Origin of the sequence: Micromonospora sp. NRRL B-16802 (genome assembly GCF_001279555.1) — a bacterium.
Lineage (GTDB): Bacteria > Actinomycetota > Actinomycetes > Mycobacteriales > Micromonosporaceae > Micromonospora > Micromonospora profundi.
Genome location: NZ_LGEB01000035.1, coordinates 31,986 through 47,531, shown reverse-complemented (window position 1 = coordinate 47,531; position 15,546 = coordinate 31,986). Strand labels below are relative to the sequence as shown.

Annotated in this window: 17 protein-coding genes; 9 read left to right on the top strand and 8 right to left on the bottom strand. The window is 69.8% G+C overall.

Annotation, left to right across the window (positions count from 1 at the left end):
• Positions 1-26: 26 nt before the first annotated feature.
• The 7 genes from ADK66_RS05860 to ADK66_RS05830 all read left to right on the top strand — a co-directional run bounded on the left by ADK66_RS05860 (position 27) and on the right by ADK66_RS05830 (position 2,907).
• Positions 27-329, top strand: a complete 303-nt coding sequence (locus ADK66_RS05860) for a DivIVA domain-containing protein (RefSeq protein ID WP_053652869.1) — start codon at positions 27-29, stop codon at positions 327-329.
• A complete protein-coding gene (locus ADK66_RS05855; RefSeq protein ID WP_053652868.1) occupies positions 326-577 on the top strand; it encodes a hypothetical protein in 252 nt (83 codons plus the stop codon). Before ADK66_RS05860 ends, ADK66_RS05855 begins: the two co-directional genes overlap by 4 nt.
• A gap of 91 nt (positions 578-668) precedes the next feature.
• Positions 669-1,091, top strand: coding sequence for a hypothetical protein (locus ADK66_RS05850; RefSeq protein WP_053652867.1), 423 nt, complete (start codon positions 669-671; stop codon positions 1,089-1,091).
• Complete coding sequence (locus ADK66_RS05845; protein ID WP_053652866.1) at positions 1,088-1,399, top strand: WXG100 family type VII secretion target; 312 nt, start codon at positions 1,088-1,090, stop codon at positions 1,397-1,399. The genes ADK66_RS05850 and ADK66_RS05845 overlap by 4 nt, the downstream gene beginning before the upstream one ends.
• Before the next feature lie 5 nt (positions 1,400-1,404).
• Positions 1,405-1,893: a hypothetical protein gene (locus tag ADK66_RS05840; RefSeq protein ID WP_053652865.1), complete on the top strand. Its 489-nt coding sequence runs from the start codon at positions 1,405-1,407 to the stop codon at positions 1,891-1,893.
• A gap of 64 nt (positions 1,894-1,957) precedes the next feature.
• Positions 1,958-2,443 carry a hypothetical protein gene (locus tag ADK66_RS31310; protein ID WP_053652864.1) on the top strand — a complete coding sequence of 162 codons (486 nt, stop codon included), beginning with the start codon at positions 1,958-1,960 and terminating at the stop codon, positions 2,441-2,443.
• Between the two features lie 2 nt (positions 2,444-2,445).
• Complete coding sequence (locus ADK66_RS05830) at positions 2,446-2,907, top strand: hypothetical protein (RefSeq protein WP_231639919.1); 462 nt, start codon at positions 2,446-2,448, stop codon at positions 2,905-2,907.
• 56 nt (positions 2,908-2,963) lie between these two features.
• Here ADK66_RS05830 and ADK66_RS05825 read toward each other — a convergent pair whose 3' ends face one another.
• Complete coding sequence (locus ADK66_RS05825; RefSeq protein ID WP_053652863.1) at positions 2,964-3,308, bottom strand: cupin domain-containing protein; 345 nt, start codon at positions 3,306-3,308, stop codon at positions 2,964-2,966.
• A 159-nt stretch (positions 3,309-3,467) separates the two neighbouring features.
• Between ADK66_RS05825 and ADK66_RS05820 the strand changes: the two genes are divergently transcribed.
• Positions 3,468-9,419, top strand: a complete 5,952-nt coding sequence (locus ADK66_RS05820) for a DUF4011 domain-containing protein (RefSeq protein WP_053652862.1) — start codon at positions 3,468-3,470, stop codon at positions 9,417-9,419.
• Positions 9,420-9,479: 60 nt separating this feature from the next.
• Here ADK66_RS05820 and ADK66_RS05815 read toward each other — a convergent pair whose 3' ends face one another.
• The 7 genes from ADK66_RS05815 to ADK66_RS05785 form a co-directional block, all read right to left on the bottom strand.
• Complete coding sequence (locus ADK66_RS05815) at positions 9,480-9,815, bottom strand: hypothetical protein (RefSeq protein ID WP_053652861.1); 336 nt, start codon at positions 9,813-9,815, stop codon at positions 9,480-9,482.
• Between the two features lie 102 nt (positions 9,816-9,917).
• On the bottom strand, positions 9,918-10,433 hold the full coding sequence (locus tag ADK66_RS05810) for a Uma2 family endonuclease (RefSeq protein ID WP_231639918.1): 516 nt from the start codon (positions 10,431-10,433) through the stop codon (positions 9,918-9,920).
• Between the two features lie 118 nt (positions 10,434-10,551).
• On the bottom strand, positions 10,552-10,794 hold the full coding sequence (locus ADK66_RS05805) for a hypothetical protein (protein WP_053652859.1): 243 nt from the start codon (positions 10,792-10,794) through the stop codon (positions 10,552-10,554).
• Between the two features lie 421 nt (positions 10,795-11,215).
• Positions 11,216-11,500, bottom strand: coding sequence for a hypothetical protein (locus tag ADK66_RS05800; RefSeq protein WP_053652858.1), 285 nt, complete (start codon positions 11,498-11,500; stop codon positions 11,216-11,218).
• Positions 11,500-12,645 (bottom strand): WXG100 family type VII secretion target, encoded by a 1,146-nt coding sequence (locus ADK66_RS05795; RefSeq protein ID WP_231639917.1) that lies wholly within the window; start codon positions 12,643-12,645, stop codon positions 11,500-11,502. The genes ADK66_RS05800 and ADK66_RS05795 overlap by 1 nt, the downstream gene beginning before the upstream one ends.
• On the bottom strand, positions 12,642-12,962 hold the full coding sequence (locus ADK66_RS05790; protein WP_053652857.1) for a type VII secretion target: 321 nt from the start codon (positions 12,960-12,962) through the stop codon (positions 12,642-12,644). The genes ADK66_RS05795 and ADK66_RS05790 overlap by 4 nt, the downstream gene beginning before the upstream one ends.
• Positions 12,949-13,341: a YbaB/EbfC family nucleoid-associated protein gene (locus tag ADK66_RS05785; protein ID WP_053652856.1), complete on the bottom strand. Its 393-nt coding sequence runs from the start codon at positions 13,339-13,341 to the stop codon at positions 12,949-12,951. Before ADK66_RS05785 ends, ADK66_RS05790 begins: the two co-directional genes overlap by 14 nt.
• 169 nt (positions 13,342-13,510) lie before the next feature.
• Between ADK66_RS05785 and ADK66_RS05780 the strand changes: the two genes are divergently transcribed.
• The gene (locus ADK66_RS05780) at positions 13,511-15,493 is read left to right on the top strand and encodes a Na+/H+ antiporter NhaA (protein WP_053652855.1); all 1,983 of its coding nucleotides are present in this window, start codon (positions 13,511-13,513) and stop codon (positions 15,491-15,493) included.
• Positions 15,494-15,546 lie beyond the last annotated feature (53 nt).

Genomic DNA, 15,546 nt, shown 5'->3' with positions numbered 1-15,546 from the left:
CCTGCACACCGGGAAGGCAGGCAGACATGAGCGCCAGAAACCAGCGACCAGAGCCGGCGAGCGGTGGTACGACGTACCGCTCCGGCGCGTACACCAGTCTGCTGCCGTGGCAGGTGCGTGAGCGCCGCTTCGCGCCGACCGGGCTCGGACGTCGCGGTCTGAACCCCGACGACGTGTACGCCTTCCTCGACCGGGTCGCCGTCGACATGGCCGCCGTATACGCCGCTCTCGCCGAGAGTCGCCTCGAAACCGTCCGGATCAAGCACGCGCTGCGTCGCTGGCAGACCGAGCAGGCCCGCGCCCGCAACGACCGGGACCACAACCGATGAGCCAGCGGTACGTCATCCACGTGCCCGTGATCGCTGCCGACCTGCCCGCTGCGCAGCGCCTGGCCCGGGTGGTCGGTCGCTGGATGCTTGTACTGCCGATGGCGGACCCGGGGGAGACCACTGTCTCCGAAGAGGACGCGCAGTTCCTGCGCCACCGGGTGTTCTGCGATCTACGTCTGCCGGGCGGTCGACGTTGCCTCCTGCGCGACGGGCACGACGGTGAGTGCTCGCGCCGCCTGCGCCGGTGACCGGATCGGTTCGGCGCAACGCTAGGTCAGCGTCCATGGGGCGCTTCGGCGGGTCATCACGGATGGTGTTCGACTGGTATTTTTCGGTGCTGTGCCGAACGATGCTCACCTGACCGGTCTGGACGCTCTGCTCAGCGAGACGCGACAGGCCCTGGAGGCGGCGCGTTCCCGTGTGCCGGGCGAGACGCCGGCCGACGAGGAGCAGCCTGTCGGTCACGGCGAGGCGCTCGACGGCAGGGTCCGGGCGGCGGTTCGCGGTGGGCGCGTCGACGAGCTGACTGTCGACCCGAGGCTGATGCGGTTGCCGGCGCAGGATCTGATGGAGCACGTCAGGGCGGCGGTCAACGCGGCGCTCGACGACCTCGGCAGTCCCCAGCCCGAGCTTCCGACCGTGGAACTCGACAGCCTGGCCGGAGGGCTCCAGGAGGTGCAGGATCGTTCGTTGCGACAGATGGCCCAGATGAACGAGGCACTCCAGGACGTCGTCGCACTGCTGCGGACACCACGACGGTGAGGCCCCTGGATGTCGACGCGGAGCAGTTGCGGCTGGCGGCCGGCGGCGTGCAGCGGGCGGGTGAGCGCCTTGAGCAGCAGTGGCAGCGGCTGCGTGCGACAGCGGACGGCATGGGCGACATTTTCGGCGGTGACGACGTGGGTGGGCTGATCGGCGCGTCCTACCAGGCGGCCCAGCAGATCGCCGAGCAGTCGATCACGTCGGTGGTCGCGGCCTTCGCCGGTTTCGGCGACGGGCTCGCCAAGATGGGTACGGCGTACGACGAGGTCGAGTCGCGTAACGCTGCCCTCTTCGACAGGTTCAACTGAAGCCGATGGGCATTCAGATCCCCGGCGAGCTGTCTGGACTGCTGAACGAACTCGGCTATGTGTGGCCGGAGAGCGACGAGGAACGGCTCTTCGAGCTGGCTCAGGCGTGGATCGCGTTCGGCGCCGAGGCGGATGCCGCAGCGACCGACGCGACCGCCGCCGTCGCGCTGCTCGCCGGCAACGACGGCAGCGCGCTGGAAGCCTTCCGCGGCCAGTGGTCGGACTCCGACTCCGCCGCCGCCGTACTCCAGGACATCGGCTTCGGTGCGCGCGCCGTGGGCGCCGCCCTGCTGGTCTGCGCGCTCGTCGTCCTCGCCCTGAAGATCAACGTCATTGTGCAGCTCACCCTGCTGGCCATCTCGATCGCGCAGGCCATCGCCACGGCGGCCCCGACGTTCGGTGCGTCCCTGTTGGAGATTCCGGTCTTCAAGAAGTTGGTCGACATCGCCATCGACTTCCTGATCGGCCAGGCACTGGAGGCGATCCTTGGGTAGGCGTGGCCGCAAGGGCGCAGACGACGCCGCCTCCGGAATCATCGCGAAGGCAGCGTCGGCAGCGATGCGCGAGGCCAAGGAGGTGGGGCCGAAGGCTGCCGACGACGCCGCCGACGCCGCCCGACGGGCTGTCCCCGGCCCGGCCGGCAAGATTCCGCTCAAGCCGCCGAACTCGCGACACAACCTCGACAGCATCCGCCCCAAGAACCCCAGCAAAGAGGTCAACACCGTGGTTCTGCCCGGGACCGACGTGGCCAAGGACCTCGACGACATCGCCGCGGGCCGCGCGAAGTGGGATCCGGACCGCCAACGGTACGAGGTGAACGGCCGCACGTACGCCGTGGAGCCGAGCGGCACTGTCTTTCCCGAAGCGGGGCCGGGACTCGAACAGCTCAGCCGAGCCGAGTACGGCGCGCTCAAGGAGTACATTGCCGCTGGTGGCGACATCGAGAAGGCCAAGGCGGCAATGGCCCGGAACCCGTTCCTGACCGAGGCCGCGCAGGAGCGCGCGCTCGACGTGTTCCGCCATCACAAGAGCTACCGGGGGTAGAGGTGCAGTACCAGATCCACTTCGAGGCCGAGTTGCCCGCCGGCGCGCTGCGCCGGCACCTGCAACAGGACTACGGCATCGCCCCCGAGGCCGTGTACGTCGGTCGGATCGAGGACCGGGCGGTGGACGACCCCCGGCCGGTGGCCATGTTCACCCCGCCCGACGAGGACGAGGAGTTCGGCTGGATCCTCACCGGCGACACCGAACTCGCCGACGCCACCGGCCGCAACGAGCGGGATCTCGCCATCAGCCTGGCGCGTACCTTCGGGGTGCGGGCACTTGTGGACGACGGCAGCGTCTATCCCGACCGGTGGCTGCTTGTCAGCTCCGACGGAAGCAGCGGACGGGTCATGACCGACGAGGACGCGGCCGCCGACGGCGACCTGCGGATCGTGTACGCGCTGGAGCCGATCCCCGGGGAACCGCAGCTCGCCGTGGTGCCCCCGCCGGAGTGGGCGCGCTAGTAGAGCCAGTGTCGAGGCCGGTGCCAGGGTATGAGCTGCTGACGACCTCGACCGCCCTACTCGGCTCGCCGGCCCGCAGCGCGCGAGCCGTATGCCGGGCCGAACACCACAAGCAACGCCAGGTCCTCGGTCACCTCGTCGAAACGGTGCTCCTCGCCAGCCGGCACGAAGATCACCGACCCCGGGCCAACGTCGGCCGTGCCGTCGGGCGTCACGATCCGGGCGCGACCGGCGGTGACCACGTAGATCTCGTCCTCGGTGTGCGGGCTCTGATCGTCGAGACCGCCCGCCGGGATGCAGTACGTTCCCACCGACAGGTCCGGCACACTCAGGTGTTCGACCCAGTCGTTGGCAGCCCCGGCGGGTGCGGTCCACCGGCCCGCGCCTTCGATGATCAGCATGGCGGAAGCCTAGAGCCTGCATCGACGTCGGTGCCAGGCTTCGAGCTTGATCAACGACCGTCGCGTGGAGGAGGTCGATAGAAGCCCGTGGGCCAGTTCGGCCGTGGCGGGTGACCGCTAGGCTGGCCGTCGCTGGTCTCGCCACCTGGAGAATCGCCCATGTCCGACAGCGTGTTCGCGCAGTTCACCGCCGACGACGACCAGCTCGCCGTCGGGCTGCTCGTGCAGCCGGCGATCAACGCCGCCCTGGTGCACAACCGCGTGCCGTTGGTCCGGCACCTCACGCTCACCAACCGCAGCCCGGTGCCGTTGACCGACGTGACGCTGACGCTGGAGTTGCGCGGCCCGGACGGCGCGTTGACCGAGCCGTGGTCCCGTACGGTCACCACACCTCTGCGGCCCGGTGCGAGCACGAGTTGGGACGACTTCCGGGACTTCACGCCCGACCGTGGCCTGCTCTACCGCACTGGTGAGGCGTTCCCTGTCGACTACAGCCTCACCGTCGAGGCGGCCGACAACGCGCTGACGCTCGTTGCTCCATCAAAGGTGTTGGCGCACAACGAGTGGTTCAACAGCCCCGCCCTGTACGACACTCTGGCGGCCTTCGTGCAGCCGAACACCCGTGCGGTGGACGCGGTCCTGCGCGCTGCCGCGCAGATCCTGCTGGCACGGACGGGCTCCGGCTCGTTACAGGGCTACCAGGACGGCGCGGAGCGGGCGTCGCTGATCGCCGCCGCCGTGTACGAGGCGCTGCGGCAGTTGGAGATCAGCTACCAGATCGTGCCGGCATCGTTCGAGAACAGCGGGCAGAAGGTCCGTACGACCGCCGCGGTGCTGGACGGGCGGATGGGCAACTGCCTCGACCTGTCGGTCACGTACGCCGCGTGCCTGGAGGCGGCGGGGCTGCGCCCGCTCATCTTCATTACCAAGGGCCACGCCTTCGGCGGCTTCCTGCTGGAGGAGGAACGGCTGGGCTCGACTGCGGTGACCGAGAGCAACCTGCTGATCTCGATGGTCGACTCCGGCCGGGCGGTGCCGGTGGAGCTGACCCGTGTCGGACCGGGCGACCAGACCGCGACGTTCACCGAGGCGGTACGGGCCGGGTTGGGCCACTTCCGGGTCGAGAGCCACCTCCTGCACGGCGTCGTCGACGTACACCTGGCGCACCGTTCGGGGATCCGGCCGTTGCCGTCGGCCGACGAACTGGCGACGCCCGCCCCGGCGGCCGCCGAGGCGACACCGAAGATCAGCGCGTCCCTCGACCTTCCACCTGGCGTCGCGGCGGCGAAGCTGCGGCAGCTCGCCGACGACGGCGACGAGGTGGCGCAGCAGTCCGACGGCTCGCCGGCCCGCATCCAGCAGTGGAAGAAGTCACTGCTCGACCTGAGTCTGCGCAACCCGCTACTCAACCTGCCCAAGCGGGGTCGTGGCCTGGACCTGCACGTGCCGGCGGGCGCGTTGCCGCTGCTGGACGACCTGATCCACGACGGCAAACAGGTGCAGATCATTCCCCAGGACGACATCAGCCGGGTCCAGGAGTTGGCCGGGGCGCGCCGGGCGCAGGAACTCGACGCGGAGATCCTGACCAAGGAGCTGCGCACCGACCGGCGGGTGTACGGCGGGGTCACCGAAGCGCGCTACAAGACGGTGATGCGCACGCTGCAGCGCGAGGCGCGCACGATGGAGCAGGAGACCGGCAGCAACTACCTCTACCTGACCATCGGCACGCTCGTGCACACAAAGAGCACCGGGGCTGAGGCGTACGCGCCGCTGTTCCTGCTGCCGGTGCGTATCGAGGGCGGCAGCGGCCGCCGCCCGTACGCGATGGTCATCGACGGCACCGAGGTCGCCATCCCCAACCACTGCCTTGTCGAGTGGCTGCGGGTCAAGCACAGCGTTCGGATCCCGGAGTTGGAGCAACCGGTCCTCGACGAGAACGGCATCGACATCGCCAAGACCCTGGCTGCGATCAACACCGGCCTCGTCGACAACCGGCTCAACTACCGCATCGACGAGACGGCAAGCCTGCGGCTGTTGCAGTTCTCCACGTTCCAGATGTGGCGGGACCTCACCGACCACTGGTCCCGGTTCATGGAGAACCCGGTGGTGCGGCACCTTGTCGAGTCGTCCGGCGCCACGTTCGACGACCCGGCCCGCCCGGACGACGCCGAGGTGCTTGTCGACGAGGCGGACCTGCACCTGCCGATCCCCGCCGACGGCTCACAGATGCAGGCCATCGTGCGCGCCGAGCGTGGCCACTCGTTCGTCCTGGAGGGCCCGCCCGGCACCGGCAAGTCGCAGACCATCACCAACATGATCGCCCGCGCGGTCGCGTCCGGCCGGTCGGTGCTGTTCGTCGCCGAGAAGCAGGCAGCGCTGGAGGTGGTGAAGCGCCGGCTCAAGCAGATCGGCCTCGGCCCGTTCGCGCTGGACCTGCACGGGCGCAAGCAGTCCCTCAACGCCATCCGCCAACAGCTCCGCGACGCCCTCGACCAGCACGACCAGGGCGGCGACGGCACGTGGACGGCGGTGGAGACGGCCTACCGCACGCGCCTCGCCCCGCTGACCGAGTACCCGGTCCAGGTGCACACCCCCAACCCCGTCGGGATGTCGCTCTGGTCGGCCTACGAGCAGACCTTGGCGTACGGGGAGGGTCCGGTCGCCCCGATCCCGGTGAGCTATCTGCACGCGCCCGCCGACGCACGCGCCCGGGTCGAGACGACACTGCGGGAGTTCCCGGCGGCGGCACGCTCGGCCCGGGTGCGGGCTGCGCATCCCTGGGCGCTCAGTGGCTGCCGCACCCTCGACGGGCTGCACGGCGCCGCCGTCACCGAGATCGCCGCCGAGTTGGAAACCCTGCGGGCCGACCTCGCCGCCCACCCGTACCTGATGGATCTGTTGCGGACGTTGCCCGCCCCGGAGGCCGTCGGCGAACTGACGGCGGCGGCGTGGCTCGCCGTACGCCGAATGCTGCCGGACCGGCAGACCACAGTGCGGGCCGCCGACCGGCAGTGGGACGACGGCGTCAATCGGCTCCAGGCGGACCTGGCGGCCTTCCGGCAGGGGTTCGCCGGTGAGCTGGCGAGTTTCCGCGCGGACGTCTTCGCGCGGCCCGAGCTGACGGCCTGGCACGCCGAGGCGCAGGAGGTGGCGAAGCGGCTGTTCGGCAAACGCAAACGTCGGCAGGCCATCGTGGACCGGCTGGCGGTGCACCTGGTCGCCGGTGCGACGCTCGACGCCGACCAGGTGGAGGTGGCAGTCGGTCGGCTCGTCGCCGCCCAGGCGCAGGTCGCCGCACTCCACGAGCGGTCGGTGGCGCTTGGTGGGCTGCGGCTACCGGCGTGGCAGCCCACCGACCCGGATGCGCAGGAACGCCTCGCGGAGGCGGTCGAGGCGACCCGGACCGGCCGGACGCTCCTGGCCCGGCACCCGCGGGCCTGGGAGCTGTTCGACAGCGGGTTCACCGAGGTCGGCGCGGCCCTGCTCGACCGGGTCGCCTCCCGGTGGCGGGCCTGGCGTGGGGTGCTGCGCTCGGCCGGGCCGGAGCTGACCCTGTGGGCGGCCGGCACGCACTGGGTCGACGCCTGGCAGCGCGACGGCGCGGTGTGGCTGCACGAACTGCGGGCCGAGGAGCTGTTTCCGCTGCGCCGATGGGCCACCGTCCTGGGCCATGCCGACGTGCTCGCCTCGGCCGGCCTCACCGACTTCCGGGACCAGTTGCTCCGCGCCGAGTTGCCAGCCGGGGTCGCCGAGGAGGTCTACCGCCGGGGTGTCGCCGCCGCGTCCCTCGCCGAGCGGGTACGGACGAACGGGCTTCAGTACTTCGACCCGGAACTGCACGACGACGAGATCAGCCAGTTCGAGGCCGCCGCCAATGAGCTGCGGTCCGCGCTGCCAACGCAGTTGCCTGCCGTGCTGGTCCGTCGCCGGCCCTTCAGCCCCACCGACCGGCGGGGCCGCTTCGCCGACTTCGCCGCCGAGCTTCGCCGCAAGCGAGGTGGGCGGTCCTTCCGGGAGCTGTTCGAGCAGTACCCGGACGCTGTGCTCGCACTGACCCCGTGCGTGCTGGTCAGCCCCGCGTCGGCGGCGAACTTCCTGGCACCGGGCAGCCAACGCTTCGACCTCCTCATCTTCGACGAGGCGTCGCAGATCCGCGTGGCCGAGGCGATCGGCGCGATGGGTCGGGGCAGCGCCGTGGTGGTGGTCGGCGACTCCCGGCAGATGCCGCCCAGCAGCATCATGCAGGCCAGCCACACCACCGACGAGATCGACGAGGGCGACGGCCCGGTGCCGGAGGACCTGGAGAGCATCCTCAGCGAGGCCGTCGAATCGGGGCTGCCGCAGCGCTGGCTGTCCTGGCACTACCGCAGCCACGACGAGTCACTTATCGCCTTCTCCAACCGCTACTACTACGACAACAAGCTCTCCAGCCTCCCGTCGCCCGGCGCCAGCAGCACCGCGGGCGTCAGCTGGCAGCGCGTCGACGGCCAGTACGACCGGGGCGGCGCACGGACCAACGAGGTCGAGGCGCGGGCGATCCTCGCCGACATCACCCGTCGCCTGCACGACCCGGCCACCGCCACCCGGTCGATCGGCGTGGTCACCTTCAACATCCAGCAACGTGACCTCATCCTCAACCTGCTGGAGGAGAGCACCGACCCGGTCATCCGCGAGCAGCTCTCCGGGGCCGTCCCGGAGCCGATTTTCGTGAAGAACCTGGAGAACGTGCAGGGCGACGAGCGGGACGTCGTCCTGTTCTCCCTCGCCTTCTCCACCAACCCGGACACCGGCCAGCTCCCGCTGAACTTCGGCCCGCTCAGCCAAGCCGGCGGCGAGCGGCGGCTCAACGTGGCCATCACCCGAGCCCGCCGCCAGGTCGTCCTCTACTCGTCGTTCGATCCCTCGGACATCGACCTGTCCCGCACCTCCGCGCTTGGCACACAGCACCTGCGGGCGTACTGCGAACTCGCCGCCGCCGGCGCGGACCGCCTGGGCGACCTGACCGCCGACCGCGCCGAGCGGCGCAGCCGCATCCGCGACGAGGTGGCTGCGGCGCTGCGCGAGCGCGGCCACGAGGTCCGCACGTCACACGGCCTCTCCGACTTCACAGTCGACATCGCCGTACGCAAGCCGGGCTCGCCCCGGTGGCAGGTCGCTGTCATGCTCGACGGCCCGGACTGGAGTTCCCGGCCGACGGTGGCCGACCGGGATTCCGCACCCACCCTGCTTCGGTCGATCATGGGCTGGCCGGAGGTGGTCCGGTTCTGGCTCCCGGCGTGGATCCACGACCGGTCGGCCATGCTCGACCGGGTCGACGAGGCCGTCACCCGCGCCGAGACCCCCGCGACCGTCGAGCCGTCAACGGCCGCACCCCCACACGGGGACGTCGAGTTGCCGCAACCACGCCAGGCACCAGACGCCGAGCCGCCCCACCCGGCGCCAGCCGCCGAGTCACCGCCGCCACTCGCGACCGAGGAAGAACCACCCCCGGCTGCGGTGCCCGCGCCCGTCACCGCACTCGCCACCGCGCCGGCCGCCGACACCATCAGGGTCAGCCCATTCGTTCCGTACACCCCGACGCCGCTCGGCGACCAGTCCGACCTCGACCTGCTCGCCACCGACCAGCGCGTACGCGCCCTCATGCGCGACGCGCTCCGCGACATCATCGACGCCGAAGGTCCCGTCGAGCAGCACCGGCTCGCCCGGCTGGCCCTCGCCCGCTTCGGGTTCCTCCGCACACGCGAGGACCGGCGCACAGCAGTGCTGGCGCTCGTCGACTCCCGCAGGCTCCACACCCACCCGACCCTGGGCCGGTACGCCTGGCCGGAAGGCGTCGACCCGCAGACGTACCGCGCGTACCGGGTCACCCAGGCCAGCAACGAGCGCGCGTTCGAGGAGGTGCCACCGGAGGAGGTGGCCAACGCTCTCGTGCACGTGCTCCAGGGCGTACCGGCCATGGACGAGGAGCGGCTGCTGCGCGCCGGCCTGGAACGGCTCGGCTACCGGCGACGTACCGAAAAAATCGACAAGCTCCTCCGGTACGGCCTGCACGTAGCGGTAACCAGCGGCCGCCTCCGCTCCGACGCGGACGGGCGCTTCACCCTGGGTTGATAGGCGCACGGGTAGCCCATTTGCCTACCCGTCGCCCGCTGTCGGCTCGCTCGCTTCGGGTCAAGAACTGACCTGTCCGGGGAACCCTGCGGTGTATGTCGCCTCCACCAACTCCTGAAGGCGACGAAGGACGGTGGCCTTCTGGTCAGTGTCCGGTAGCTGCTGCTGGCCGGCGGCAATCAAGCCGTCTCTCCAATGGTCGACGATTTCCTGCTGCGCTGGGGCAGATAGGTCCTCGATCCACAGCGACCTGAGGTTGTTGTCGACGATCTCTTGCAGACGTTCGGCAGCCTCCCGGTCGGTGATACGCGGGATCACGAACTCCAGCGTCCAGTCGAACAGGCCGCCTGTGGCAGTCCAATCGACCCCGGGTCGTAGAACGATGATTCCAGCCATTAGTTCCCCACGATGAACACCCGCGGACCAGTCTCGCCGCGTCGAGCGCGGCGTCTCCGCCCACATGGCGACCCCCTCAGGAGGGCCGGTGATGTTGGCGCGTCAGCTCAGCCCGTGCTCGTCCACGCTGGTGTTGAGGAGCCAGGCCAGGGGCGTGGTCGCGCGGGCGACGTACTGATCGTCCTCCAGGCGGTTCATTGTCACCGTCTGTGCTGAATCCTGGTCGACCACCCAGTATTGGCCGATGCCGGCGGCAGCGTATTCGCTGCGTTTGGTGACCGTGTCGATGCCCTCGGAGCCTGGTGAAACGATCTCGACCACAAGGAGCACGTCGGCCACCGGCAGCCAGACGCCGTCTGCCTGAGCCTTGCTCCACACGATCAGATCAGGGATGCGTCCGCCGACGCCCCCGTCCCGGCCCGGGATGCGTAGCCCGACAGCTTGAGCAATGTGATCCGCCGGCACGCCGCCTTGGGCGAGCCACACCATGAGCCGGGTCGCGATGATGGCGTGGTTGTATCCCGGCGGCGGCTTGGTCGAGAGAACTCCGTCGGGGCTGATTTCGTACCGGTGGTTGTCGTCTGCGGCCATCATTGCCGTCAGGTCATCGAGCGTCACGACAGGGGGCATCTACCCGCCAACCGCCTCTGAGTTCATGGGAGCATCGTAATAGTTCGCTGCCTGGCTCCGGCGCTGGTGGCACCGCAGCATGGCCGACCAGTCAGGGTCGTTCCATTCACTGGTACCCGAGGATTCGCATCGCTTCCTCTCCTGCCAGTCGAAGCTGGTCCTCTCGGAGATCTGGCACGCGGTAATCGTTGCCGTGCGCTGTCTCCAGGAAGTCCTGGGGCAGGTGCACGTGGTGCGTGGCGAGATAGAAGCGCAGGTCGTCGCGCCACAACCATTCGCCGTCTGTCAGCACCGACGCGCCCCCGATCAGGTGTCGGCCGCTGCCAAGGACGTCGATTTCCGCGCCCATGACATCGATGAGACCATGCCCAGAGCGTAGATAACCTTCGACCTGGGTGGCGTCGGAAAGCGGCTTCGAGCTCAGGTGAGCGTGGATACTCTCCCTGTAGAGCTCGGTTGGGTTAGGATCTAGTTCTCGGAAGAATCCCACCGTTTTCATTGATGCCCCCACGCTCGCGGTTCGAAGACCTCGCAGGAGCCGCCGCTCTTGACAACCGGCGGTTGCGGTTCTGCTGCCCATCGTTGAGTTCCCACCCGGCTCCTGGATGCGAGCACGTTTACGCCGCCTTCTTCGGCGATCTGTTGACCGAGTGGCACCGCGTCGAGGCTTGCTTCAACAGTGCGGGCATAGCCGGAAATCAACGTAGCGGGCCACCATCGTAGGCGGGATTGCCCGAACTGCTGCGGCATCCTGAGCAGTATTGGTGGCGTTAGGTGGCGAGGCGGTAGTCGGGGATGCCGCGGTTGCGCTCCTCGGTCGGTTCGTCCGTTGACCGTGCGGTGACTCCGGCTGGGATGGGAGCCCGGGAGATGTAGATCCCCTCCAGGCAGGTGTCGCACCAGAACGAGACGTAGCCGTGCTCGGCGGCGGGCGGTGCGGTGAAGATGATTCGTAGGGTTCGGTGACCGCAGTTCGGGCAGGCGAGACTCGATGTCGCCGGCAACTCACGGTAGACGATGTCGTACGCCGTGAGCCATTCATCGAACGTGGCCATCAGCGGCCTCCTTCCGGCCTGACCGGGTGGTTCCTCCACCACTGTTCTTCGTGCCCGTAGGCCCGGTCCTCGAATGCGTCGATCTCGTGCCGGCTGGCCGGATAGGGATGACCCTGGCGAAGCTCGGCGACGTGGAATCGCTCGTGTTCAAGCGTACGGGCCAGGTCCTCTTCGCTGCGGAAGGCTTCTCGGCACAGCATGACTGACCCGTCGGGCTTGGTCAGGCCGCAGACGCCGGAGACGCGGTTGTTGACGGTGACGTGGAGATCGGAGATTTCGATCCCGTACTTGGCGGCGATGCTCTTTACCGCTTCCAGGTTCATGGGCATTCGTGGGCCAGTCCCTCTGCCGCGAACCCTGCTGAGGCCGTCAGGGTTGGTGCCCTTCTGCCGAAGCCGTCCGAGCGCCTGCTTGAGCTTGTCGATGAGGTCGCCGAGCCGGCGGATCTGCGGCATCAGCCGCCTCAGGCTGGCCAGCAGTGCCCGCAGCAGCCGCGCGATCCGCGCCCCCCATGACGCGACTGTCGTGGTGACCTGCTCCACGACCAGCGGTGTGGCCAGGCCGCCGGTGGCGACGAGTTCCGCGGCGTACACGATGAGGCGGGAGACGCAGGTGGCGATGGCATCGCGGACGAGGAGCCGGACGGCGGCGACGAGGCCGGCGGCGCCTTCGGTGATCGCGGCCATGGTGTCGGCGCCCAGTGCGAGCCCGGTGATGGCCTGCTGTTGTTCGGCGGCCCAGGCGCGGTAGGCGGGGCCGGCGCTGCCGCCCCAGGTGGCGACGTCGGTGCGGACGGCGCGGGCGAGGGTGGCAGCCTCGTCGCGCAGTGACGCGGCGACGTTGCGCCAGGTTTGGGCGTGGGCGGTGATCTGCGCCGGGTCGCCGGCGAGCCAGTCGAGGGCTTCACTGAGCGGCTTGACGTGTTCGATGAGCCAGGCGATGCCGTACTGGAGCAGGTTGCCGACGGGGTCGCTGACGAAGGCGAGGGCGTCGAGGCCGGCGCTGACCACGCCGAGACTGCCGTCGATCCAGTTGCCGGTGCGGACGCCCTGCGCGATGAGTTCGATGTCCTCGCAGATCCACACGCCCGCCCAGGCGCTGGGCGGGGTGTGCGCTGGGGCGGCGACGAGCGGGTTGGACGTCACCGGCGTTGCCGCACCTCGTCGAGGTGTTGCTTGGCCCGGTCGTCGGAGCCTCGGTAGCGGTCGGCGCCGGTGCGTAGCCTGCCGGCGGTGTCCCGCACCGATCCGGCGGCGGTGGTGATGCCGTCGACGAGGGTCCGTTGCAGGCCGTCGAGCATCATCGGCATCATCGCGCAGAGTTGACCGTAGGCGTCGGTGCCCAACCGGACGTGCTGGCCGGCCTGCTGGGCAGTGTCGAGGCCGCTGGCGCAGCGGTCGAGGCGTGCGGCGTGTGCGGTCAGGTCGGCCGGGTCGACCTGGATGCCGTCACCGGCGGGCATCGTCTCGCCAGTCGTCAGCTGTCAGCCGGCTGCGGTATGAGTCGATGACGGCGCTCGCGTCGTCGCCGAGGGCGGCTGTGGTCACGGCGGTGAGCTGTGTGAGCAGGTCGGCTCGGGCCGCTTGGGCGGTCGCCAGGATCTGCTGGGCGGTGCTCACGGCCGGATGGTCCCGGACACGTTCGTCGAGCCGCAGGTCGATCAGCAGGCCAGCCGAGTCGACAGTGACCTCCACCGTCCGGTCAGGGCTGCGGGCGGTGCCGGTCAGACCCTGGATCGTGCCCGCCAGTGTCTGTGCCCGTCGTGCACGTTCGGCGAGCGACGACTCCCACTCGTCGAGCCGGCGTCCGGCCGCGTCGAGCGCAGCGTCGTCCGCCCACATGTCGACCCTCCCCAGGGGACCACTGCCGGCGGCGGCCGGCGAGATCACCGGTACGCTACCAACCGGTGGCGCTGCGTGCGTGCCCCGATTGCCGGGCCGGGCGGTACGGGCGGCAACACAGTCGCCCCAATCCGAGCCGGGTGGCGACCAATTCGGGGAGGATCATCCCGTGACGAGCAGCAACCCGCGCCGGGGATGGTCCGACCGGACCACCTGGGAGGGCCGTTTCAACGCCCCGCTGCGCGCCTTCCTGCACACCGAGACCGGCGGCGCGCGGGTGGTGGTGATCGCCGCGTTGGCGGCTCTGGTGTGGGCCAACCTGCACACGTCGTCATACGAGTCGCTGTGGAGCACCTCCTTCTCCGTCCAGTTCGGCGACTGGCGCGTGGCACACGACCTGCGGTTCTGGGTCAACAGCGGCCTCATGACGTTCTTCTTCCTGGTCGTCGGGTTGGAGCTGCGCCGGGAGTTCGACATCGGCGAGCTGCGGGAGCGTCGGCGGCTGGCGTTGCCGATGCTGGCCGGGATCGCCGGCATGCTGGTGCCGGTTGGCATCTATCTCGCGATCACCGCGGGGCACACGAGCGCCGCGGGCTGGGGTGCGGTGATGGCCACGGACACAGCGCTGGCGCTCGGCGCGCTGGCCGTCTTCGGGCCGCGCTTCTCGGACCGGTTGCGGGGTTTCCTGTTGACGGTCTCCGTCATCGACGACCTGGTCGCGATCGCGGTGCTGGCGATCGCGTACCCACACCATCCGTCGCCGACGGCGCTGCTCGTGGCGGCGGCGATCTTCGGCGTGGTCCTGCTTGTCCGGGCGTTGGGCGTGCGGTTCGGGCCGGTCTTCGCGCTGCTGGGAGTGGCGGCCTGGGTCGCGGTGTCGGAGTCCGGTGTCGACCCGGTCGTGGTGGGCCTGGTCATGGGGTTGCTGACCTACGCCTACGCCCCCGGTCGCACCGAGTTGGAGCAGGCGAGCGACCAGTTCCGTCTCTTCCGCGAACAACCCACCCCGCAGCTCGCCCGCATGGCCCAGGCCCGGCTCACCTCGACGCTGTCGCCGAACGAGCGGTTGCAGACCCTCTACCATCCGCTGGCGAGCTACCTGGTGGTGCCGCTCTTCGCGCTGGCGAACGTCGGGATCGTGATCGATGGCGAGCTTCTGGCCGCTGCGGTGACCTCGCCGGTCACGATCGGCGTCGTGGCGGCGTACATCGTCGGCAAGCCGGTCGGGATCGTGGTCACCTCGTGGCTGGTGACGCGGCTGAGCGGCAACCGGCTGCGGCCACCGGTCGGCTGGGTCGCGGTCACCGGGGTGGGCACCATCTCGGGCATCGGCTTCACAGTCGCCCTGCTGATCGCCACCCATGCCCTCAGCGGCCCGGCCCTGGACGAGGCGAAGCTCGGCATCCTCGTCTCGACTATCGGCGCGTCCGTCATCACCTGGTTGGTGTTCCGCTTCGCCGCGCGGCTGCCGCCGGCGCGGCGCGCGCGGGCGCTGCTTGGCGTCACCGAGGGGATCGTCGACCTGATGCTTCCGGTCGATCCAAAGCGCGACCACGTTCGCGGGTCGGACGATGCGCCGGTGACGGTCGTGGAGTACGGGGACTTCGAGTGCCCCTACTGCGGGCAGGCCGAGCCGGTGGTGCGGGACCTGCTGGAGGCCTTCGCCAACGTCCGGTACGTCTGGCGGCACCTGCCGCTGACCGATGTCCACCCGCGTGCCCAGCTCGCCGCCGAGGCGGCCGAGGCGGCGGGCGAGCAGGGCGCGTTCTGGGAGATGCACGATCTGCTTCTCACACACCAGGGCGCGCTGGACGCCCCCGACGTGCTCGGCTACGCCGACCAGCTCGGCCTTGACCTCGACCGGTTCCGCGAGCACATGGCCGAGCGGAGGGGCGTCGACCGCATCGCCGAGGACGTCGACTCCGCCGATCTCAGCGGGGTCACCGGAACCCCTACCTTCTTCGTCAACGGTCGGCGCCATCACGGCGCGTACGACATGGTGGCGCTCTCGGCGGCGGTTCAGGCGGCGTTCGCCAGCGCGAAGCTCCGCCCCGAGTACCACCGGAAACCCGAGGGCGAAGATTCCAAGGGCGAACGCTCCGAGGGCGAACGCTCCGAGGGCGAACGCTCCGAGGACGAACCCGCCAGCTGACCGTAAGGGCGGTGCCCGGCTGTGTGGGTCGCCGTAACAGGGGCGCTCTACGA